This window comes from Marinomonas arctica, from assembly GCF_003259225.1.
GTDB lineage: Bacteria > Pseudomonadota > Gammaproteobacteria > Pseudomonadales > Marinomonadaceae > Marinomonas > Marinomonas arctica.
The window spans coordinates 23,425-45,191 of record NZ_QHJF01000020.1 but is presented as its reverse complement, the minus strand read 5'-3'; the positions used below and the strand labels follow the sequence as shown (position 1 = coordinate 45,191).

The following is a 21,767-nucleotide window of genomic DNA, read 5'->3' as shown; positions in this document are numbered from 1 at the left end:
AAAAAATCGAAGCGCTGTTGCCCTGGAACATGCCGAAAGCAAGCTAGATTAGCAGAACTGACTGTATAGTTTTAGAGGGCTAATATAAGATCGCTTACGTTTTAACGCTATAACTTGGCTCGCCCCATTTTAACGATTCTTCCACTTCGCCCAACGCCAAGTCAGAAGCGACGAGAAGAACCAAACTTCGTAATTCCTCTAATCGAATACGAACGTCTTCTGGATATTCAGCGAAGCGGTCTGTAACTGCCTTATTCATTGGCTTCTCCCATGAAAGTAACACCCACATCAAGCGCCACTTCGGAATGGAGATGAAGCCGCAATGCAGTAGGCGTCACTGTGCCTAGCCTTGTTATGTGTTTAGCTCCCGACAATACAGAGCATATTTCTCGAAGTCATTTCTGCTATAGGCCCCCTCTGCGAGAGTCAAAGGCTCACCATTTAGGAAACGTTTGTGATGAATATAAGACTCTAGTGAATCCCACGCTTTCACAAAAGCGGGCCCCCACATTTTCGCAAAATGCTCTTTACTAATAAGCCCTGACATGGCCATATAAGACAGCCGTTGCATGACAATACTGACGCGATATGCTGCGTCAACTGTTTCTTGAGGCCAAGCAACCGCATGATCTTCACTCCCTAATTCACCGATAGCATAGTCACCCGCATTATGAATCAATGATAGATCTGGCTTAATTTTAGAAATCTCGTCCATTGCCCAAAGTAACAAGCTACTGTCTCTGTTCTTTACCTCTTCCTTAATTGTGCGGTAAGCAAAAATTATTGACACAAGTAAGAAAATGTTTATAAAAAGCATCAATATTGATGTGATTGCTGAAACACCAGACCAATCCAAAGGGTTTAACGCTACTTGAACCGATTCCATTTGACCTCTCAACTAGAAATACACATGACTCCGCGCTCTGCGGAAATTTAGGAGCGCCTTGTAAATCAACAACTCAGTGAGCTTCATTGTAATTTAGGGTCAGATGAAAATTAATGCTACTTTCCTGTGCTTGTCACGTATTTTCATCTGGCTTATAAAAGTGTGGTTCGTGTATTTGAGGATTTACCTCGTAGATTCCATCCATTTCTTTTGGCTTAAGCTCAGGATAACGCGCCCATAAAGGCTGTAGCATCTCTAAGAAAATCTCTCCCATAACTTTCCCTACATTTGATCTATAAGATTCAAAATTTTCTTTTGTATCCTTATCCATAACGAAACGTACGCTTTGGTCAAGCTTTCCTGAAACTTGCATTAGTAGAACACTTAGCTCTTCGGCTTCCTTCTTATTCACTTAGATCTCCATATACATAATAATTAAGGGTTATACAGCAGCGTAGCTGTGGCTATAACCCACGGTTGAAAGGCTACGTCTATATAAGGGATGTGCTTTTTTCATGATATGACTTCCCTGTTATATAACTCGCTAAATACCAACGTCTGTTTGGACTCTGCGGCTTCAGATTGTCTTTGATCACCGATATGCTGGTTCTTTATTTGCCCTTTTGTAGCGCGTTTTAACCCGCGAGACAAGCGATTCCCTTAGACCTTATGAGCTGATCTGTTTTTATACTCTGATCTCACCGTGTGCTAACGCTGACTGCCATTGTCCCATGGCAGCATAATGCGAAGCCGCTTTGTCACCTTACTCTCAGATAAAATAGTGATCTACATCTAAAAGAAAGCTTCGCTTTCGCGGCAGATCACGCTGCGCTCATCTGCCCTACAGGGTGGCTTGGAATGCAAGGCATTTTGTTGATTGATGTAAAAACCCCTCCCTCGCCCTCCCCTTGGAAGACATAAGGGGAGAGAATAAATACATTATCAGACAAACAACGACCAATTTTTAATCGATCAACCTATCGATTATGGCGCGCCGCAGAAAAAACGCACCAAAACTAGGCGTTTCTACGTATTCTGTTTCTGGCAAGGATGACTAATAACACGCCGCCTAGGACGCTTGATGTGGCGATGATGAGGTGTAAGGTGATGGATTCATTGGCGAAGATGATGCCGCCGATGGTGGCGATGATGGGGACTAACAGCTGTAAGACCGCAGCGGCCGAAGCACTAAGATAAGGCAACACAGCGTACCAGATGGCGTAGCCGAGTCCGGACATGATCGCGCCCGATGTAATAGCGAGGATAATGCCTTTAAGCTGGGCGCTTGGCGCAGGTTCAGTGCTGATATACACAATCAGCAAGGTAATCAGCAACATAGGAAGGGTTCGAACAAAGTTTGACGTGGTGGTAAGCAGCGGCTTAGTTGATACCTTGCCTCGCCATGTGTACACACCCCATGCCATGCCCGCTAACGTCATTAAGACAAAGCCCAATACAGAAGGTGACGACAAGGTCGGAAGCACCAAATAAACAAAGCCGCCAAAGGCGATCGTTAGCCCTAACCATTCTAACCAAACCAGCTGTTGCCCTGCCCTGACAGCCAATGAGATCAAAGTCAGTTGCACGGCACCAAAGAGGATCAAAGCGCCCATTCCAGTCGATAAAGTAACGTAGGCATAAGAAAACCCTAACGCGTAAATAAACAACGCAAGCGCCGATAACCAACTACCCTCTAGCCAGGCGGTTTTCAAATCACCACGCGGCTTTGTTAGCGACGACAAGACACAGAGTAAGACCAAGGTCACAGCGCCACTCAGCAGGCGCCAAGCGGTGAATTGCGTCGGATCAATCAGACCGCCGTTGAGCGCAAGACGGCACAATACCGAGTTGGCTGCGAAGGCCAACAAAGCCAGAATCACCAAGACACATAACCGTAGCAAAGTTGTCATATAGTTGTTTATTAGCCCAGTTAGTCTTGGGCATGTACCTCGTAAGTAAAGCGCCACTGTTACGCACTGGCACCAGATTTGCAAGACTATGACTAACGTCCACCAGTGGTATTTTGATGGACCCAAGAAGGAATCGATATGACAACGCTTTTAATTTTTACCGATTTGGATGGCACCTTACTCGATCATCACACCTACAGCTTTCAGCCGGCGCAAGCGGCTATGCAGTCTTTAAAGACCTTTTCTATTCCCTGTGTGATCAATACCAGCAAGACGTTTATGGAGCTTGTAGCGCTGAGAAAAGCACTCAATCACCAAGACCCATTTATCGTAGAAAACGGGTCTGCCGTATACATCCCGAAGCATTTAACGCTCACGGTGAACGAGACGTTAGAAGATTGTGGCGAGTACTGGCGCAAGTCATTTGGGCCAAAGCGCGCCGAGCTCATCGCGTTGACGAACGATAAACAAGATCAATACACCTTTAAACGCTTTAGTGACATGACGTGGCAAGAGCTGGTTGCTCTGACCGGATTAAACGAAACCAACGCCAAACTCGCCATGCAGCGCGAGTTTACTGAGCCGATGGTGTGGACAGATTCCAATCTTGCATTGCGCATTTTCCGTGACGATCTTGCCAAGTTTGATGTTCAAGTGCAAAAAGGTGGCCGTTTTGCGCATTTAATGGGAAAAAACTGCGACAAAGCCAACGCCATGTTATGGCTAAAAGCGGTATACGCCGAGCAAAGCGATGAAGAGATTACAACCATGGCGCTAGGCGATGGCGAGAACGATGTCGGCATGTTGAGTAAAGCCGATATTCCTGTGGTGATTCGCTCGCCCGTGCATGCTCCGCCAGAAATTCCTAACCGCAGCGATGCGTGGTTGAGCGATGCCTACGGTCCTGAAGGATGGGCGCAAGCCATTAATTTAGCGTTAACCAAGCAAGGTATTTTGTAGATCCAGACACAAAAAATAATACCAATAGTCATTTTGAAACTAGGAGAAATAACATGGGCGATTTTCATCAAAACGGTATCATCACCACACTTCACAATCTGGCACACCGCCCGTTAGAAGAAATGGAAAAAGAACTGTGTGAGTTCGCAAAAACGCGGCCCATGTCACTTATCCTGCCTTGTCTGTATTCCGAGCTGGAAACAGACGCCATGCCGAATATTCTCAAGCATTTACAGCAAGTACCTTATTTGTCTGAAATCGTGATCGGATTGGACCGTGCTACGGAAGAACAATACCGACATGCGCTTGAGTTTTTCAGTGTGTTACCACAAAACGTCAAGGTGCTATGGAACGATGGCCCACGTTTACGAGAAATCGATAACGTCTTAAAGGGCGAACACCTTTCACCTTCGGATCCAGGCAAAGGTCGCAATGTTTGGTTTTGCATGGGGTACAACCTAGCGGCTGGCAAAGCCGAATCCATCGCCATGCACGACTGTGATATTGTCACTTACGACAGAGAGCTGCTGGCGCGACTGATTTACCCCGTTGCCAATCCGAATTTTAACTACGAATTCTGTAAGGGTTTTTATGCTCGTGCCGCCAATGGCAAGATGAACGGCCGCGTCAGCCGTTTACTGGTTACACCGCTGCTGTGCTCCCTCAAAAAAGTCTTCGGTCATTTAGATTATCTGGATTACTTAGACAGCTACCGTTATCCATTAGCGGGGGAGTTTTCGTTCCGTCGTGATGTGATGACAGACCTTCGTATTCCGAGTGATTGGGGGCTTGAAATTGGCGTACTCAGTGAAATGTACCGCAACTACTCGACCAACCGTTTGTGTCAGGTCGATATTGCCGACATTTACGATCATAAACACCAAGACCTATCGGCCGACAATGACGATGGCGGTTTGTCAAAAATGTCCATCGACATTACCAAAGCGATTTTTAGAAAACTCGCGACCAATGGCACTATTTTCAATCAAGAAACCTTCCGTACCATTAAGGCCACCTATTATCGCGTTGCACTGGATTTCATTGAAACCTACAAAAACGATGCGGAAATAAATGGTCTAAAATTAGATGTTCATACCGAAGAACAAGCGGTTGAATTGTTTGCCAGTAACATCATGAAAGCGGGCAACCAATATCTAGACAACCCAATGGAAACGCCCTTTATTCCAAGCTGGAACCGTGTCGTCAGCGCTTTCCCAGGTGTGATGAGCCAACTCGCCCAAGCGGTTGAATTGGATATGGCTCAATACGGACCGAAAAAATAACACAGCGTAAAAATAGCCACCCGCAAAACGGTGGCCCTAAACAGAATTCGCCCTGTCAACGTAAAGCGTCGTCCTTGTCGACGTCTTTACGTGGTTTTCACTCAACAAGACATAAGTAGGTAACCATGGAAAATGCGCCTTTATCGCCCTTAGAGCAGCGAATCATTGCTCATTTACACGTCATTTACCCGAACTTAGATCACAAAGAGCTTGCTCAGAAATGCCTAACCACCTTTCAGCTCGATCCTGCGACGGAATCCCCTCGTCCCCATAGAAACCTGTGGGATCAGTCAGACATCATGCTGATTACCTATGCGGATACCTTACGAAGAAAAGAAGAAGCACCATTGGAAACACTGCACCAGTTCGTGAAAAGCACCTTATCGGATTGTATTTCTGCGGTGCATTTATTGCCCTTTTTCCCCTACAGCTCAGACGATGGTTTTAGCGTGATGGATTACACCACCGTTAACCCATCCTGTGGACGCTGGGCTCACATTGTCAATTTATCAAAAGACTTTAAGGTCATGGGGGATCTGGTGATTAACCATTGCTCCAGCCGAAGCATGTGGTTTGAAAATTACAAAGCGGGGGTCGATCCCGGCTCACGCTTTTTTTATGAGGCCGACCCGAATGCGGACTTAAGTGCCGTTGTTCGACCCAGAACTTCGCCACTGCTGCGGGAAGTGCAAACCAAAAATGGCACCAAATACGTTTGGTGTACTTTTAGTCATGACCAAATTGATTTGAACTTCGAAAACCCCGATGTCCTGCTGGAGTTTTTGCGCATTATTCATCTGTATCTGGAGAAAGGCATCCGTTGGTTTCGTTTAGACGCAGTGGCTTTCTTATGGAAGATTCCCGGTACCAGCTGCATCAACTTACCACAGACTCACGAAATGATTCGTCTGTTGCGCTTACTGATTGAACATTATGCACCAGAAGCCGTGATCATCACCGAAACCAACATACCGAATCAGGAAAACTTAACCTACTTCGGCAACGCCAATGAAGCCCATTTGATCTACAACTTTTCTTTACCTCCGCTGTTAATCAATAGCTTGGTGACAGGCAATTGCCGCCATTTAAAACAATGGCTAATGAGCATGACTCCAGCACAACAAGGTACCACGTACCTCAACTTTATTGCTTCCCACGACGGTATCGGCCTGCGCCCCACAGAAGGCTTACTGACTGAATGGGAACTAGAAACGCTGATCAATACCATGAAGCGTTTTGGTGGCAAAATCAGCTCTCGCACCACACCGCAAGGAGAGGCCAAGCCCTATGAAATTAATATCAGCCTATGGAACGCGTTGTCAGGTTCAGCACAACAAGGACCAGATCAATGGCAGTTTGCGCGTTTCCTGTGTGCCGCCGGTGTGATGATGGCGCTAGAAGGCGTACCCGCTTTTTACATTCATAGCTTGTTTGGTACCGAAAACGATGTAGAGCGTGTCGATAATACCGGTCAATTCCGCTCTATTAATCGACATATTTGGGATATGGAAGATTTAGAACACGTTTTAAACACGCCAACGCATCATCAAAAAGTCTTCCAGAGTGTCACTAAATTAACCAAAATTCGCCGTGCTCAACCGGCTTTTCACCCCAATGCCACTCAATATGTATTGCATATGGGAGAAAATCTATTCGCCTTCTGGCGCCAAAGTTTAGACCGAAGACAAAGCCTGTTTGCCGTGTATAACATGACGGATCAGCCGCAAAGCTTTAATTTGTCTGAACTCAATCTTATTGCCACCGATGATTGGACAGATCTCGTCTCAGAACAAGTATACGAAGATCATCTAGGCAAGGTGACACTCATGCCTTACCAATTCGTGTGGCTTGCCAATAAAAAGGGAAAAATCAAAGACAATTAATTTTGTTTCACATTGAGCAACACATCGTGCCAACTTATGGTCAAGAAACTCACCGCTAAAAATGAGACAATGATAACCATTATCAAAAGTTGATAATGGTTATTTTTATTTCAGGACATAGGTAATTGTGAACATGATGAATTTACGGAAAATACTCGCCGTTGGCACCTTGGTTGCTTTCAGCCAACTCAGCACAGCCGCAACGTCTTCACCAACGGCAGCCATCTTCGATCTTGGCAGCTTAGACACCATGGCGGCGCTTGGATTAGAGGCTCATGTGGTTGGCATCCCGAAACAAACGCTGCCGGATTATTTAACGCAATTTAAAGACGCACGTTATACCGATGTTGGTGGCTTAAAGACGCCAGACATTGAGACCCTAAAAGCCTTAAACCCAGATATTGTTGTGATCACCGGTCGCCAAGCCGCCAGCAAAGCCGAACTGGAAGCCGTTAGTACGGTGAAACAAGTTGACGCTTCTGGTGATGATTACTGGCAAAGCTTGCATAACAACGTGACCTCACTGGCTGCTTTATTTGATGCTAAAGCCTCAGCAGACACGGCCCTTACTGCGTTGAACACAAACATAGAAACCAGCAAAATGGCGATAGAAGGGGCCCCCACTGTTCTGTTTGTTACCCATAACAATGGTTCTTTTGGATTACGCGATGAACCCATTGCAACCCAGCTATTGGGTTTAGCAACGTCCCCTCTTCCTGACCATGTGAAGCCTCAACAACGTGGCACTCGAACCTTTACCTCGCTTACCATAAAGGACATGGCGGAGATGACACCCACCACTTTATTCATCATTGATCGCAGTGCCGCCATTGGCAACACAAAAGAGGCACTCGATATTGAAAAGCTCAAAGCCGATTTAGCCGCTCAAGGTGGTCAATCCATCAAGGTCGCGTATTTATCACCTAAACTTTGGTACTTGTCAGGCAATGGCTTGCAAAGCCTTAACATGCAAATCAAAGAAATCACTGACGCATTGTAATTACGCGTTTAACCGCCTCAAAAGATGTAAAAAAATCCCTCGCTGACCAAGATCAACGAGGGATTTTTTTGCTTTCCTACTTGCCGTGCACGATTGTCTTTATAAACACAGCAACGGCTTGGCTGTATTTTAATGGCTTACCGTTTTAGAGAAGACATTAATCACTACCACACCAGCGACAATCAGGGACATGCCAAGGCAAGCCGCCAAGTCGAGTTTTTCATGATTAAACAAATAACCAAATACCGAAATCAACACAATCCCTAAACCGGACCAAATCGCGTACGTCACGCCCGTGGGCATAGAGCGCATCACAATGGTTAACAGATAAAAGGACACACCATAACCAACAACCAGCACGATACTAGGGCCCAATTTAGTAAAAGAATCAGACGCCTTTAACGCCGTGGTGGCAATGACTTCCGCCAATATCGCCAGAAACAAAATTAAATACGTCATGATCTTTCTCTGCCTTAGATTTTCAACGAATACGGTTATTTGATTGGCTCTTCTTGCTTAATCGCATCCAGATCAACCTCGTCTAAATCAATATCCTCTGCTAAGAAGCCGCCGGTCTGATGCGCCCACAGTGACGCGTAAATCCCCGCATGCTGAATCAACTCTTCATGACTGCCCTGTTCTACAATGTTGCCTTTGTCCAACACAATCAAACGATCCATGGCCGCAATAGTCGACAAGCGATGAGCAATGGCGATAACCGTTTTGCCCTGCATCAATTTGTACAAACTGTCCTGAATAGCGGCTTCCACTTCCGAATCCAATGCCGACGTCGCTTCGTCTAAAATCAACAAAGGCGCGTCTTTTAGCAAGACACGAGCAATGGCAATACGCTGACGCTGACCACCAGACAACTTGATCCCACGCTCGCCTACCATGGCATCGTAGCCAGAATTACCAAACGGGTCGGTTAGCTCCTGAATGAACTCGTGAGCTTCGGCTTTTTTCGCTGCCGCAATCATCTCTTCTTCGGTGGCATCGGGACGACCATACAGTAGATTTTCCCGCACCGTTCTGTGCAACAAGGAAGTATCTTGCGTCACCATACCAATTTGCGCTCGCAAAGAGTCTTGCTTAACCGCACTGATGTCTTGCCCGTCAATGCGAATTTGACCGGATTCGATGTCATGAAAGCGCATTAACAAGTTCACAATGGTCGATTTACCCGCACCAGAGCGCCCTACAAGACCAACCTTTTCACCTGCTTTAATAGACAATTTCAGGTTTTCAATGACCTTGCTATCTTGTTTGCCATAATGAAAATTCACCGCATCGTACTCAATCATACCGTTTGGCACAGATAAAGCCGGCGCGTTGGGCTTGTCCTCTATCTCAATGGCTCGAGACAAGGTTTTCATGCCGTCGTTAACCATGCCGATGTTTTCAAACAGGGCACTGATTTCCCACATAATCCATTGCGACATACCATTCAATCTCAGTGCTAAACTGACCGCAATGGCAATCGCGCCAACACTGATAATGCTGCCCGTCCACAACCAAATAGACAACGCCGCCACGGAAAATGCCAACACATAGTTACAGGTTTGCACGCCTACGCTGAGCATGGTAACCAAGCGCATTTGCTTATAAACCGTTTGTAAAAAACCATCCATGCCTTCTTTGGCATAGTCTGCTTCACGTTGGTGATGAGAAAACAGTTTTACCGTCGAAATATTACTGTAGCTGTCTACCACTCGCCCTGTCATGGTAGAACGAGCATCCGCCTGCTCGGCAGAAACCTTTTTCAGCTTAGGCACAAAATACAGTTGCAACAGCACATAACAGACTAACCATCCCAACATGGGAATCATCAGGCGGTAATCGGCCTTCGCGATCAACACCACCATGGAGATGAAATAGACCCCAATGTAAACCAAGACATCCAACAACTTCATCACGGTTTCACGAACCGCAAGGGAGGTTTGCATCACCTTAGTGGAGATACGCCCAGCAAATTCGTCCTGAAAGAAAGACATGCTTTGACGCAAAATATAATGGTGCGACAACCAACGAATACGCATTGGGTAATTACCCAATAAGGTTTGATGAATAATGGTCGAGTGCAAAAAAGCCACTAACGGCATCACCACTAAAATCATCAAGGACATCCACAATAAATGCGTACCCTCTTCGGCAAAAAAGGTCTCTGGATCTTTGTTGATCAACCAGTCCACCAATTGCCCCATAAAGCTGAACAAGGTCACTTCTAAAATGGCAATAGTCGCGGTTAATAACGACATAATCAAAAGCGGAATCTCTACTCCTTTTGAGTAGTAGCGGCAGAACGCAAATAAGGTTTTAGGCGCTTTTATCGCATCTGTGTCTGGGTAAGCAGACACCCACTTTTCAAAAAAACGTAACATGGATATTCCTTAGTAAACCTAACTTTGGCCGACAAAAAAGCAGCACCTTATAAAAAAGTGCTTGGCGGGACATAAAAGCAATGTGATTATCGAGGTGAAATAGAGACGAAATTGAACCACGTTCCATTATATAAAACCAGAAAAGATAATCCTTTTCATTATACCTGTTTAGACTGAGCCTGACAGTTATCTTATTTTTTGATAGCGCCTTTCTGGGCGACCAACCGTGCCGTAACTGACTTCTGCGGTCAGCTCCCCACGGCTCACCAAGTGCTCTAAATAGCGTCTTGCAGTGGTTCGACTGGCGTTGATTTGTTTGCCCACTTCCTCGGCATTAAGAGGCGTATTTGTCTCATGAATCACCTCAATAACCTTGGCTAAGGTAAGCGCATCGACGCCTTTTGGTAATGGCGAAGCCACTGGCGCCGAGGAAGGGTGTTGACCTCGTGGCAGCAAACGGTCTACCTCGGTTTGCACCAGAGTGCTCATCCCATGAAGTTTTTCCAGATGCAGCGCATAATTCGCAAGGGCTTCTTTGAGTCGCTCGAATACTAAGGGCTTTAAAATATAATCAAATATACCGCCATGCAAAGCCGCTCGAAGGGTATCAATCTCGCGCGCAGCGGTAATCAAAATCACATCCGTCGCACAGTGATTAGCGCGAAGATCGCGCAGCAATTCCAGCCCATTGCCTTTGGGAAACTGAACATCTAAAAGCAAAAGCTCAGGTTTTAATATGTCGACTAGATCTCGAGCCTCTTCAAGACCATGAGCCAAACCAACCAATTCGAAGCCCTCTATGCGCTCTAAAAAGCGTTTCTGAATTTCCGCAATCTGCAAATCATCTTCGGCAATTACGACACGTATATTGGTACTCATAACGTCACTCCTGAGTCGATTTCGGATCAATAGAAGGTTTCTTTTTGGGGATATAAACAGTAAAGCGACTGCCGCATAAATCGGCTGGCTCAATAATAATGGTCGCCCCCATGCGTGTCAGCAGTTGATTCACCAAGTGTAGGCCGATGCCTCGATTTGGCTCTCCCTTTGTGGAGACACCACGTTCAAAAATACGTGCCTGCTCTTCAAGCGGAATACCAGCTCCTTGGTCTTCTATCTCAAAAATCAGATCGTTGCCTAAGTCTGTCATGGTCAAGCTGACCTCACCTCCGGCCCCCGTATGAGACAGTGTGGCTTCAAACGCATTGTCTAATAGATTTCCAATCACACTGACTAATAACTCACGGGGAATGTGTGCAGGAATATCCGTCATATGGCTTTCTGAGTCGATGATGAGACGCAAACCAAGTTCACGCGCTCGGTTGTATTTGCCCAATAGACACCCGGCTAATACAGGATCAGGAATGGCCGCCACCAGCAGATCAATTAACGCTTGATGATTCTCCGTTTCCTGACCGATCAAAGCCAACGCTTCTTTAGCGGCGCCGATTTGGATTAAACCCGCAATGGTGTGCAATTTATTGGAATACTCATGGGTTTGGCTGCGCAAACTATCCGCATACTGGCGAATACGCGTCAGCTTGCGACTGACCATGTCCAGCTCATCTTTTGGTCGAAAACTGGACACCACACCAATAATGCGATCATCTTGACGCACTGGCAGGCGGTTTGTAATAAAACACGCCTCCCCCAACCACACTTCTTGATCGAATTGCGGCTGTCCGTTTTCCAGTACGCTGATCATCTGACTATCAGGCAGTACTTTTTGAATAGGCTGCCCCAACAAACCGTCCTTGTTTGACAAATTCAAGGTGTTTAACGCCGCACGGTTAAAGGTCGTAATAACCCCTTCTGCGTTAATCGCAATAATACCCTCACGAATCGACTCTAAGGTGGCATTACGCTCTTCAAACAACAGCCCTATTTGCTCGGGTTCAAGCCCAAAAATGGCTTTCTTAAAATGACGGGCAAACCAGAGTGCAATCAACACACTGAGCATAAAAGCCGATAAAATCGCGATTAACAAGGTAGTGCGATAACGCGCCAGAATGCTTTCTACCGTATCTAAAATAAAGCCAACCGAAACAATGCCAACAATGTCACCACCTTGATCAACAATGGGCGTTTTGCCTCGGATGGAAACACCTAAGCTCCCGGTGGCTTTTTGCACATACGCTTTGCCATCCAATAAGGCGGGATTGTTGTACTCACCGCCCACGCCATCTTCATCATCATCGTTCATCGGTTTGCCGATTCGCTCTGGGGTAGGATGAGATAAGCGTAGGCCATGTTTATCGCCAATAACCACAAAACGGGCGTGGGTCACCTCTGCCAGCTGTAAACTTAAAGGCTGTAAAAATGCGGTATCCGACGCCTTAACCGCGGCAATAATTTCTGGCATGACAGCAATGGTTTTAGCAACCTGCAGCGCACGTTCCGCCACCTGCTCTTCCAGCGACTCATTAAGATGATTAAGAGCAAATAGGCCTAAAAAGCCCGTTTGCAATAGGGCCATCAGCCCCAAAACTAAGGTCATGCGAGTCTTGAGTTTAAGGTTACGTAAAGGGTTTGTCATAGGATGTGTGGCTCTTTTTTTATTCTATGGTACCGAAGATCGGATCAATTCGCCTGTGAACAAAATGCACAAAATGATTTTAAAGGATGATATAGCCTTTAAGTGCAATATATTTTTAAAAACAAAATGTCCGAATATAGTAAAGAAATCACTAAAAATATAAAAACAACTGAGGATACTTCTATGTTATCTCGATTTCTTACTCGTCAACGTTCAACTCTATTGGCAGCCGCTTTCGCCTCTACATTGACTGCAGGCATGGCACAAGCCGCGAACGATCAAATTCATTTCTTGGTTCCAGGCGGCGCAGGCGGTGGCTGGGACAGTACCGCCCGCGGTGTCGGTGAAGCACTGACTAAGTCAGGCTTAATAGAAAGAGCGTCTTTTGAAAACCTATCGGGTGGCGGCGGCGGCAAAGCCATCGCAAACCTCATTGAAAAAGCCGATCAGAGCCATGGCACCTTGATGGTGAACTCTACGCCTATTGTTATTAGCTCTTTGTCTAAAGTGTTTCCACAATCTTTCCGTGACTTAAAACCCATTGCCGCCGTGGTCGGTGACTATGGTGCTTTTGTCGTACCTACCAGCTCAAAATACATGACGTTTACCGAAGTAGTAAGCGATTTTAACAATGACCCTCGCTCGGTCTCAATCGCTGGCGGTTCAGCCCGTGGCAGCATGGATCACCTAGTTGCCGCCATGGCATTCAAAGCCGCGGGTGGTGATGCTCGTCGTCTAAAATACGTGGCTTATGATGCCGGTGGTACCGCTATGGCGGGTATTTTGTCTGGTGAAGCCAACATATTGTCGACTGGTTTCAGTGAAGCCTTGGTGTTAGCCAATGCGGGTGAAGTGCGCATCCTAGCCATTACTGGGGATGAACGCTCAGCTACGGCACCGGATGTACCTACACTAAAAGAACTAGGCTATGACGCCAGTTTTCTAAACTGGCGCGGCTTCTTCGGCGCACCAACGCTATCCGATGCTGAAGCCGATGAATACGCGAATGTACTGTCTAAAATGTACGACACAGCCGAATGGGAAGTCGTTCGTGACCGCAACGGTTGGACAGAAGTATTCAAACCTCGTGCAGACTTTGTTGCCTTCTTAGAAAATCAAGAAACCGTGATTGGTGACCTGATGCGTGAGCTAGGCTTCTTAAGATAACGGCACTGGTACCCCAACGCTCTTAGAGCTTCAACGGCAATCCATGCCCTTGAAGCTCTTTCTTATCCTACCCTTTTATTATGAGATGGACGGCATTTGTACCGTCAAAGGTGAACCCTATGGTGATTACGAAAGATCATATTGGTGGTTTGGCGTTCCTGTGCCTTTCCGCCGCTTATGGCTACTACACAGGCGACATACCTATGTTGCCAGGTGATGAATACGAACCCTTCAACGCACAAACCTTGCCGACTGTACTGGCTTTTATGGGCGGAATCTTATCCATCGCCCTCATCGTCAATGCCAGTAAAAATGGTGGCGAGCGCCTTTCTTTGCAAGGCTATGATTTCGGTATTGTGATTAAGCTCTTAGTACTGGTGATACTGTTTGGTTTGGCATTAGAGTGGGTCGGATTTTTGCTTTCTACCATGTTATTTCTCATTGGTGGCTATTGGGTGTTAGGAGAACGTCGCTGGAAAATGCTGATCATCGCCTCGCTTCCTTTTAGCGTCTTTATTTGGTTCTCTCTGTCCCAACTGCTGGATATTTATCTTGCTCCTGGGCGCTTAATAACCATGCTGTTTGGAGGTTAAGAACATGTTAGACGGAATATTTGTTGGTCTTAGCACCGCGATCATGCCTTTCAACATCATGATGGTTGTCGTGGGTTGTTTTGCGGGTACCTTCATCGGTATGCTGCCAGGCCTTGGGCCAATATCGGCAGTGGCCTTGATGATTCCTATCACTTACGGCCTCGACCCTTCTTCTGGCATTATTTTAATGGCCGGCGTCTATTATGGCGCAGTATTTGGTGGCTCCACCTCTTCTATTTTGATTAATGCGCCGGGCTGTTCTAGTACCGTGGTGACCTCGTTTGATGGTTATCCTATCGCGCAACGCGGCCAAGCCGGTAAAGCACTAGCCTTAGCGGCTTATTGCTCCTTTACTGGCGGTACAGTGGGCGCGATTATCTTATTGTTTGCGGCGCCCGCGCTGGCGACCGTTTCATTAAGCTTTCAGTCTGGTGACTATTTTGCCTTGATGGTACTGGGCCTCACTGCGGTGGCAGCGTTTTCTGGTAAGGGACAAGTCATTAAAGCCATGATCATGACGGTTTTTGGTCTGATGATTGCTACGATGGGCGCCGATGTCATGACAGGCGTACCACGCTTTACCTTTGGCAGTCTCGATTTGCTAGATGGCGTTAGCTTCCTGTTATTGGCGATGGCGACGTTTGCGCTAACCGAAGTCATCATGTCCGTCATGAAGGGACAGCATCTTGAAAAAGACCCTGAAATCAACATGGCCGCATTGGGCAGCATGAAGCTTAGCAAAGAAGAAGTAAAAGAAGTGGCGCCTACGGTTGCACGTTCTTCTGTATTTGGTTTTATCATTGGTGTCTTGCCAGGTGCAGGGGCTACCATCGCGTCCTTCTTGGCCTACGGCATGGAGCGTAACTTTGCTTCGGCAAAAGAAAAACTTAAATTTGGTAAAGGTTCATTGCGTGGTCTTGCCGCTCCTGAAACGGCTAACAATGCGGCGTCTACAGGGTCTTTTGTACCGCTTTTAACCTTGGGGATTCCAGGGTCAGGTACCACCGCCATCATGCTGGGCGCACTGATTGCCGCTGGTGTGCAACCTGGTCCACGTTTGTTTGTCGACAATCCTGATGTATTTTGGTCGGTGATCATTTCAATGTACTTTGGTAACTTAGTACTGTTGATTTTGAATCTACCCTTGATTCCCTATATTTCACGTTTGTTAGCCATTCCTCGTCCCATACTGATTCCGCTGATTTTGTTCTTCTCAGTCACGGGCGTGTATTTGGTCAGCTTCAATACGTTTGATATTCAGATGATGGTGTTCATTACTGTCATTGCGATCTTTCTTAAGATGTTGGACTTCCCTATGGCGCCGATGCTGTTGGGCTACATTCTTGGTGACATTATGGAACAAAACCTCAGCCGTTCCATGGTATTGTCGGATGGCAGTTTGTCTTTCCTTTGGGAGCGTCCGCTAACGTTAACCATCATGATCATTGCAGTAATATTGTTGCTTATGCCATTGATTAGCAAATTGCTAGGCAAAAGAAACAAAACCGCAGCGTCATGAAATAGTCGTGTGTGACACGATACTGCAATAGATGTTATTAGATAGGGTATTATTTGGAGACAATTCCGTCATTGGGTTGTCTCTTTTTTTATTTGACCAAACCTATCAGACAACCCCTCTTCCCTTATGATCACCCAGCTTTACTTATTGATTGCACAATTAGCCTGCTCCATTGTGCCTAAACCGATTATAATTTAGCCCGTTATGTTATTGGCTATGCCCTCTGTCGATTAGCGACCAACCTATATTGAGTCACCCTATGAAACTCACCTTCCCAATTATTCTTGTACTTGGTCTTTTGTCTGGACTAACGCCCTTGGCCATTGATGCGTATTTACCCAGTATTCCGACGATTTCAAAAAGCTTAAACACGGAGATCGGTCTCGTTCAGATGACACTCAGTATCTACTTACTGGTGTTTGCGTTTATGCAGATTTTGTTTGGTCCTATTTCTGATGCGATTGGCCGTCGTAAGGTTGTGGTGGGTGGATTAGCCGTTTTTGCCGTAGGCAGTTTTCTCTGCGCACTGGCGCAAAGCTATGAAATGCTATTGGTCGGACGAGCCATTCAGGCCTTTGGTGGCGCAGCGGTAGCGGTGTGCGTTCCGGCGTTGGTGAAAGATGGCCTGTCGATTAATCAGTTTGCCAAAGCCATGTCGATGATCATGTTGGTCATGGCGTTGGCCCCTTTGGCCGCGCCCATTATCGGTGGTGCTATCCTGACGGTATTAAGTTGGCATTATATTTTTGTCCTGTTGGGCGTTTTAGCCATCATTGCCATCGCACTATTCTTGCGCACTATTCCAGAAACACTGCCTAAGGCAAAACGATCACCTTTCTCATTCGGCAACGCCATTCGCAATTATATAATATTGCTGAAAAATCGTTCTGTTATGGGTTACATAGTCGCTTCCGCTTTTTATTTTGCTGGCATGATGAGTTTTATCACTGGTTGTTCTTTTGTTTATATTGAAATTTATGCGGTTGACCCAGCTCACTTTGGTTTTTTAGTCGGTCTGAACGTGATTTCCATGATGCTTGCGTCCACCATTAACGGTCGTTATGTAGAGAAGCTGGGCACCGAAGTCTTGTCTAAATACGCTATTTACGTACCGCTAGCCGCCTCTGCTCTCATGATCACTCTTAGCTTTTTTAACCACCCTCCACTTTGGCTTATTATAGTATCCAGTATGTTATTCATGGGCCCGATGGGCATTTTAGGCAGTGGCTTTATGGCTGGGGCGTTGAAACATGCAGGCAATCACAATGGCAGCGTCACCGCTCTTGCAGGCACATCACGGTTCGCAATGGGGGCATTGGGCGGCGCGGTCGTCAGTATTCTTCATAACGGCACCTTTGTGCCTATGCTAGGGACAATAGCAACGTGCGGTATTATTGCGTTTATCTGCTTTAAAATAACCGTAAAGCATGCAAAACCAACCACAACACAGTAGCAAGTAGTACTCCATATCACGAGTACAAGGGTGCTGAATGCCACTTTCATTTTACCAAAAACCAAGATAGGACGATCCAATGCTAAGCACACAAACGCTCATTGAGAAAATCAAAGCCACACCGGAACAAGTTCAGTTCAAAGAAGTCATTGAAGTGATTGAGCAAGAGTACGATTTCACTCCGATGGCCTTCAGCAACGGCAAACAAAATAACGGCATCAATGAAAACAACGGCTCTTGCAAAGTTTTCTCCTTTGCATCGATCCATCAGCTTAACGAAGTGGAAACCTTGCATTTATTTGGCGACTTCTATCGAGTAGACGTTTTAGATAATCCAGCAGGAAGCGACCACCAAAACATTCGCCAGTTTATTGAGAATGGCTGGTCTGGTATACGCTTAGAAACCCCAGCTTTGGTGAAAAAAAGCGCTTAAACAAAAAGGCCGGAAGCATCCTCGCAACCGGCCAAAACGACTTATCCAGCAAAGTCGTGAACAAAGAATAAGGGGATTATTACTCTAAACCCGCTTTACGTTTACGCTGACGCCAAACCACAAGCACGGCTAACAAAAAGGCAGGGATGAAGAACCATTCTTTTGCCGGTCTGTCTGCCGCCACTTCAAATTGCGTAATTTCCCAGTCAAAATCCAACTTCTGCTGTTCTGCATAACTACCAAACGATAAATTGTCGATCAGATATTTACCCCCTTCTTCACGCAATTCAATGCCAGCACCTTTGAGCAATCGATCAACCGCATCACCTTGACCTAATAACGGCATATGTACCGTTTTCGAGATCCAGCGACCATCTAAACTCTCACCTTCCACCGACATTCTTAGCGTGTCTAAATTAGGGTGCTGATCAATGTAGCGGTACATTTCTTCGGTTGACCGCTCTTGATATGGAGCATCGACCATATCCAGCCAAAAACCGGGACGGAAAAGCGTAAAGGCGATCAATAACAATGCTGCACTTTCATACCATTTACTGCGTGCTATAAAGTAGCCTTGCGTACCAGCCGCAAAAACCAACATGGCCGCCAAAGACACAATGAAAACCACCACCCCTTCGATAAAGGTCACATCAATCAAGAGCAAATCGGTATTAAAGATAAATAAGAACGGCAACAAAGCGGTGCGCATCGAGTAAAAAAATGCGGTAAAGCCCGTTTTAATCGGATCCCCGCCCGACACAGCGGCAGCGGCAAAAGAAGCCAAGCCGACAGGGGGTGTCACATCGGCCATAATGCCAAAATAGAACACAAACATATGGATGGCGATCAAAGGAACAATCAAGCCTGACTGAGCACCCAGCTCCACCACAACGCTTGCCATCAGAGAAGAGACAACAATGTAGTTCGCTGTCGTTGGCAATCCCATTCCAAGCACGAGGGAGATCAACGCCACCATCAGCAGCATAACGATCAAAACACCGCCAGACACCAGCTCGACGAACTCGGCCATAACTTGACCAATCCCCGTCAAGGTAACCGTGCCGACGATAATCCCCGCCGTTGCGGTTGCCACACCAATACCGATCATATTACGAGCGCCAGTATTGAGCCCGTCGATCAAATCAACAACCCCCGACTTTGCCTGCTGCACAATATGCTTTTGTTGACGAAACCACGCTTTTAATGGCTTCTGAGTTAACAAAATGAACGCCATCAGCATACAAGCCCAAAAAGCCGATAACCCTGGAGACTTGCGCTCAACCATTAGAAACCATACTAAAACAAGAAGTGGTACAAGGTAATACAGGCCAGCTTTGTAAACTTCCGAGAAAATAGGCAGCTTAAGAATCTCTTCATCACTGGCCTCTATCTCTAAATCGTCGGATTTTGAAGACACATACAACAAACCAAAATAACCCAGCACCACCAGAGCCAATAACCCCGCGTTGGCATAGTCACCAAGTAACCACTTTACCGCCACCACGATGTAATACAAAAGGCCCGCGAGTATCAACATACTGGTGACAACAATACCGGTGCGAATCAACTGCGCCGTCCAAGTGCGCGCAGGCGTAGAGCGAGGCAAACCTTTCATATCCGCTTTAAGCGCCTCTAAATGCACAATATAGAGCAAGGCTATATAGGAAATCGTAGCGGGTAAAAATGCATGCTTGACCACCTCAATGTATGAAATACCAACGTATTCCACCATCAAAAACGCCACAGCACCCATCACAGGTGGCATGATGACACCGTTCACCGATGACGACACTTCTACCGCACCCGCTTTCTCGGCGCTAAACCCCACCTTCTTCATAAGTGGAATAGTAAAGGTTCCCGTCGTCACCACATTGGCAATAGAAGACCCAGAAATCAAACCGGTCATGGCAGAAGAAAGCACCGCGGCTTTTGCTGGACCACCACGCATGTGACCCAATAAAGCAAACGCCACTTTAATAAAATAATTGCCCGCGCCCGCTTGGTTTAACAAGGCGCCGAACAAAACAAATAGAAAAACAAAGCCAGAAGACACACCCAAAGCAATGCCGAATACCCCTTCGGTCGTAAGCCACATATGATTCATGGCTTTTTCGAAAGAAGCGCCTTTCCAGCGCAATATCTCAGGCAGAATGGCGCTGTCACCAAAAAAGACATACACCAAGAAAAATAAGGCAATCAGCATCAAGGCAGGGCCAAGAGAACGTCTTGCCGCCTCTAGAGTCAACGCCAAGCCAATCGCTGAAACCACAAGGTCCATGGTCGTTGGCAAACCAGGACGTGTCGCTAACTGATCATTAAAGAGAAACAAATAGGAAGCACAGGCCGCTGCCAAAATAGCCAAAACATAATCTACCCAAGGAATATAACCTGTAGGACTTTTGCTAAAGGCAGGAAAGGCTAAAAATGCCAAAAACACAGCAAAAGCCAAATGAACAGCACGGGACTGTGTATCGTTTAAAAAACCGATGCCAAATTGTGAAGGCAAAGGAGAACCTGTCCATAATTGAAACAAGGACCACAAAAGTGGTACCAAAAAAAGTAGACCAATAGAGATCTTACCCGTTGGACTGCGCTTACCGACATCGGCTTCTGCGACAAGTTCATCTAACTTATCGGGGGAAACTGTGGTGCTTGTGTTGATCGACATACCGACTCCTAACCCACTACTTTACAGTGGCAGCGTATTGCAAAACTCAAAAAGCACCCATCGCAAGATAGGTGCTTCATTCAAACCGCATGAAATGTCATGCAACAGAATATTTACTTGATATAACCTTTTTCTCGGTAGTAACGCACAGCACCTGGGTGCAATGGCGCCACAAGGGAAGTGTGAACCATTTCAAGTGGCTCAAGGCGATCGAAGGCGGGGTGTAAACGCTTAAACGAATCTAAGTTTTCAAAAACAGATTTCGTCAGTTGATAAACCACTTCATCAGAAACGTTAGCGGACGTCACTATGGTCGCTTTGGGTCCAAATGTCGCAATATCTTGGTCGTTTCCTGTGTACATTCCGGCTGGAATAATCGCTTGTGAGAAAGCGCTATTTTTTTGCATAACGGCAAGAGAAGCAGGCCCGTTCATTGGAATTAATTTGATATCACAAGTCGTGGCTGCTTCTTGAGCAACGCCATTTGGCAGACCGGAGACATAAATGGTCACATCAAACTTATCATCACAAATACCTTGCGCTTGCTCAGACGCTTTTAACTCGGCGGCAATGGAAAAATCCGCTGTCGTCCAGCCTTTTTCTGCCATTAACAATTCCATCATAGAGCGGTTACCTGAGCCAGGGTTGCCAATATTAACGCGCTTGCCAGCAAGGTCATCAAATGTCTTAATACCGGAATCTGCACGCGCCATTAGATGAATCGGTTCTGGATGCAAAGAGAATACAGAACGCAACTCTGGAAAAGGATTCCCCTCAAACTGCCCAGTACCTTCTAGCGCGGCCGTTTGAACATCAGACTGAGCAACACCAAACTCCAATTCACCAGCGCGGATGCTGTTAACGTTGTAACCCGAACCACCCGTCGATTCGGCAGAACAACGAATGCCATGCTCTTCACGATCTTTGTTCAACATACGGCAAATTGAACCGCCTGCTGGGTAATAGACCCCTGTTACACCACCCGTGCCAATCGAAACAAACTGCGTGTCGGCCATAGACAACATAGAAGCGCCCGCTATCGCAGGTACAAACAAAGCTTTAAATAGTGTTTTTTTAATTATCATAGAATCCTCA

At 46.3% G+C, this 21,767-nt stretch carries 19 protein-coding genes; 9 read left to right on the top strand and 10 right to left on the bottom strand.

What is annotated here, in order from left to right; genetic code table 11:
* Window positions 1-94: 94 nt before the first annotated feature.
* The 4 genes from DK187_RS12810 to DK187_RS12795 form a co-directional block, all read right to left on the bottom strand.
* Window positions 95-259 (bottom strand): hypothetical protein, encoded by a 165-nt coding sequence (locus DK187_RS12810; protein WP_204355631.1) that lies wholly within the window; start codon window positions 257-259, stop codon window positions 95-97.
* A gap of 93 nt (window positions 260-352) precedes the next feature.
* Entirely contained in the window at window positions 353-886 is a 534-nt protein-coding gene (locus tag DK187_RS12805; protein WP_111607743.1) for a hypothetical protein, read from the bottom strand.
* A 133-nt stretch (window positions 887-1,019) separates the two neighbouring features.
* Window positions 1,020-1,298 (bottom strand): hypothetical protein, encoded by a 279-nt coding sequence (locus DK187_RS12800; RefSeq protein WP_111607742.1) that lies wholly within the window; start codon window positions 1,296-1,298, stop codon window positions 1,020-1,022.
* A 604-nt stretch (window positions 1,299-1,902) separates the two neighbouring features.
* Window positions 1,903-2,796, bottom strand: coding sequence for a DMT family transporter (locus tag DK187_RS12795; protein ID WP_188322902.1), 894 nt, complete (start codon window positions 2,794-2,796; stop codon window positions 1,903-1,905).
* 138 nt (window positions 2,797-2,934) lie between these two features.
* On the opposite strand from DK187_RS12795, the gene DK187_RS12790 reads away from it, so the two are divergent.
* From DK187_RS12790 to DK187_RS12775, 4 genes are all read left to right on the top strand, one after another.
* Window positions 2,935-3,756 carry an HAD-IIB family hydrolase gene (locus DK187_RS12790; RefSeq protein WP_111607741.1) on the top strand — a complete coding sequence of 274 codons (822 nt, stop codon included), beginning with the start codon at window positions 2,935-2,937 and terminating at the stop codon, window positions 3,754-3,756.
* A gap of 53 nt (window positions 3,757-3,809) precedes the next feature.
* Window positions 3,810-5,039, top strand: coding sequence for a glycosyltransferase family protein (locus DK187_RS12785; RefSeq protein ID WP_111607740.1), 1,230 nt, complete (start codon window positions 3,810-3,812; stop codon window positions 5,037-5,039).
* Between the two features lie 125 nt (window positions 5,040-5,164).
* Window positions 5,165-6,922 (top strand): alpha-amylase family glycosyl hydrolase, encoded by a 1,758-nt coding sequence (locus DK187_RS12780; RefSeq protein ID WP_111607739.1) that lies wholly within the window; start codon window positions 5,165-5,167, stop codon window positions 6,920-6,922.
* Window positions 6,923-7,055: 133 nt separating this feature from the next.
* Window positions 7,056-7,922 (top strand): ABC transporter substrate-binding protein, encoded by an 867-nt coding sequence (locus tag DK187_RS12775; RefSeq protein ID WP_111607738.1) that lies wholly within the window; start codon window positions 7,056-7,058, stop codon window positions 7,920-7,922.
* A 129-nt stretch (window positions 7,923-8,051) separates the two neighbouring features.
* Here the strand turns inward: DK187_RS12775 and DK187_RS12770 are convergent, their stop codons facing one another.
* The 4 genes from DK187_RS12770 to DK187_RS12755 form a co-directional block, all read right to left on the bottom strand.
* Window positions 8,052-8,381 carry a DMT family transporter gene (locus DK187_RS12770; RefSeq protein ID WP_111607737.1) on the bottom strand — a complete coding sequence of 110 codons (330 nt, stop codon included), beginning with the start codon at window positions 8,379-8,381 and terminating at the stop codon, window positions 8,052-8,054.
* Between the two features lie 35 nt (window positions 8,382-8,416).
* Entirely contained in the window at window positions 8,417-10,303 is a 1,887-nt protein-coding gene (locus tag DK187_RS12765) for an ABC transporter ATP-binding protein (RefSeq protein WP_111607736.1), read from the bottom strand.
* A gap of 186 nt (window positions 10,304-10,489) precedes the next feature.
* The gene (locus DK187_RS12760; protein ID WP_111607735.1) at window positions 10,490-11,182 is read right to left on the bottom strand and encodes a response regulator; all 693 of its coding nucleotides are present in this window, start codon (window positions 11,180-11,182) and stop codon (window positions 10,490-10,492) included.
* Between the two features lie 4 nt (window positions 11,183-11,186).
* Complete coding sequence (locus tag DK187_RS12755; RefSeq protein WP_111607734.1) at window positions 11,187-12,839, bottom strand: ATP-binding protein; 1,653 nt, start codon at window positions 12,837-12,839, stop codon at window positions 11,187-11,189.
* Window positions 12,840-13,022: 183 nt separating this feature from the next.
* Between DK187_RS12755 and DK187_RS12750 the strand changes: the two genes are divergently transcribed.
* The 5 genes from DK187_RS12750 to DK187_RS12730 all read left to right on the top strand — a co-directional run bounded on the left by DK187_RS12750 (window position 13,023) and on the right by DK187_RS12730 (window position 18,004).
* Window positions 13,023-14,006 (top strand): tripartite tricarboxylate transporter substrate binding protein, encoded by a 984-nt coding sequence (locus DK187_RS12750; protein ID WP_111607733.1) that lies wholly within the window; start codon window positions 13,023-13,025, stop codon window positions 14,004-14,006.
* A gap of 119 nt (window positions 14,007-14,125) precedes the next feature.
* Window positions 14,126-14,599 (top strand): tripartite tricarboxylate transporter TctB family protein, encoded by a 474-nt coding sequence (locus DK187_RS12745; protein WP_111607732.1) that lies wholly within the window; start codon window positions 14,126-14,128, stop codon window positions 14,597-14,599.
* Between the two features lie 4 nt (window positions 14,600-14,603).
* Window positions 14,604-16,118, top strand: coding sequence for a tripartite tricarboxylate transporter permease (locus DK187_RS12740; protein ID WP_111607731.1), 1,515 nt, complete (start codon window positions 14,604-14,606; stop codon window positions 16,116-16,118).
* A gap of 259 nt (window positions 16,119-16,377) precedes the next feature.
* Entirely contained in the window at window positions 16,378-17,571 is a 1,194-nt protein-coding gene (locus DK187_RS12735) for a Bcr/CflA family multidrug efflux MFS transporter (protein ID WP_111607730.1), read from the top strand.
* A gap of 79 nt (window positions 17,572-17,650) precedes the next feature.
* The gene (locus tag DK187_RS12730; protein WP_111607729.1) at window positions 17,651-18,004 is read left to right on the top strand and encodes a HopJ type III effector protein; all 354 of its coding nucleotides are present in this window, start codon (window positions 17,651-17,653) and stop codon (window positions 18,002-18,004) included.
* A gap of 79 nt (window positions 18,005-18,083) precedes the next feature.
* Here DK187_RS12730 and DK187_RS12725 read toward each other — a convergent pair whose 3' ends face one another.
* Together DK187_RS12725 and DK187_RS12720 are read right to left on the bottom strand one after the other, a co-directional pair.
* A complete protein-coding gene (locus DK187_RS12725) occupies window positions 18,084-20,672 on the bottom strand; it encodes a TRAP transporter permease (RefSeq protein WP_111607728.1) in 2,589 nt (862 codons plus the stop codon).
* A gap of 113 nt (window positions 20,673-20,785) precedes the next feature.
* Window positions 20,786-21,757, bottom strand: coding sequence for a TAXI family TRAP transporter solute-binding subunit (locus DK187_RS12720; RefSeq protein WP_111607727.1), 972 nt, complete (start codon window positions 21,755-21,757; stop codon window positions 20,786-20,788).
* Window positions 21,758-21,767 lie beyond the last annotated feature (10 nt).

What these genes read in the sequence shown, in the direction of transcription:
- DK187_RS12755 (WP_111607734.1), bottom strand. Translation starts at nt 12,839, where the DNA reads ATGACAAACCCTTTACGTAACCTTAAACTCAAGACTCGCATGACCTTA.
- DK187_RS12765 (WP_111607736.1), bottom strand. Translation starts at nt 10,303, where the DNA reads ATGTTACGTTTTTTTGAAAAGTGGGTGTCTGCTTACCCAGACACAGAT.
- DK187_RS12780 (WP_111607739.1), top strand. Translation starts at nt 5,165, where the DNA reads ATGGAAAATGCGCCTTTATCGCCCTTAGAGCAGCGAATCATTGCTCAT.
- DK187_RS12740 (WP_111607731.1), top strand. Translation starts at nt 14,604, where the DNA reads ATGTTAGACGGAATATTTGTTGGTCTTAGCACCGCGATCATGCCTTTC.
- DK187_RS12730 (WP_111607729.1), top strand. Translation starts at nt 17,651, where the DNA reads ATGCTAAGCACACAAACGCTCATTGAGAAAATCAAAGCCACACCGGAA.
- DK187_RS12795 (WP_188322902.1), bottom strand. Translation starts at nt 2,796, where the DNA reads ATGACAACTTTGCTACGGTTATGTGTCTTGGTGATTCTGGCTTTGTTG.
- DK187_RS12720 (WP_111607727.1), bottom strand. Translation starts at nt 21,757, where the DNA reads ATGATAATTAAAAAAACACTATTTAAAGCTTTGTTTGTACCTGCGATA.
- DK187_RS12770 (WP_111607737.1), bottom strand. Translation starts at nt 8,381, where the DNA reads ATGACGTATTTAATTTTGTTTCTGGCGATATTGGCGGAAGTCATTGCC.
- DK187_RS12735 (WP_111607730.1), top strand. Translation starts at nt 16,378, where the DNA reads ATGAAACTCACCTTCCCAATTATTCTTGTACTTGGTCTTTTGTCTGGA.
- DK187_RS12750 (WP_111607733.1), top strand. Translation starts at nt 13,023, where the DNA reads ATGTTATCTCGATTTCTTACTCGTCAACGTTCAACTCTATTGGCAGCC.
- DK187_RS12745 (WP_111607732.1), top strand. Translation starts at nt 14,126, where the DNA reads ATGGTGATTACGAAAGATCATATTGGTGGTTTGGCGTTCCTGTGCCTT.
- DK187_RS12790 (WP_111607741.1), top strand. Translation starts at nt 2,935, where the DNA reads ATGACAACGCTTTTAATTTTTACCGATTTGGATGGCACCTTACTCGAT.
- DK187_RS12775 (WP_111607738.1), top strand. Translation starts at nt 7,056, where the DNA reads ATGATGAATTTACGGAAAATACTCGCCGTTGGCACCTTGGTTGCTTTC.
- DK187_RS12760 (WP_111607735.1), bottom strand. Translation starts at nt 11,182, where the DNA reads ATGAGTACCAATATACGTGTCGTAATTGCCGAAGATGATTTGCAGATT.
- DK187_RS12725 (WP_111607728.1), bottom strand. Translation starts at nt 20,672, where the DNA reads ATGTCGATCAACACAAGCACCACAGTTTCCCCCGATAAGTTAGATGAA.
- DK187_RS12810 (WP_204355631.1), bottom strand. Translation starts at nt 259, where the DNA reads ATGAATAAGGCAGTTACAGACCGCTTCGCTGAATATCCAGAAGACGTT.
- DK187_RS12805 (WP_111607743.1), bottom strand. Translation starts at nt 886, where the DNA reads ATGGAATCGGTTCAAGTAGCGTTAAACCCTTTGGATTGGTCTGGTGTT.
- DK187_RS12785 (WP_111607740.1), top strand. Translation starts at nt 3,810, where the DNA reads ATGGGCGATTTTCATCAAAACGGTATCATCACCACACTTCACAATCTG.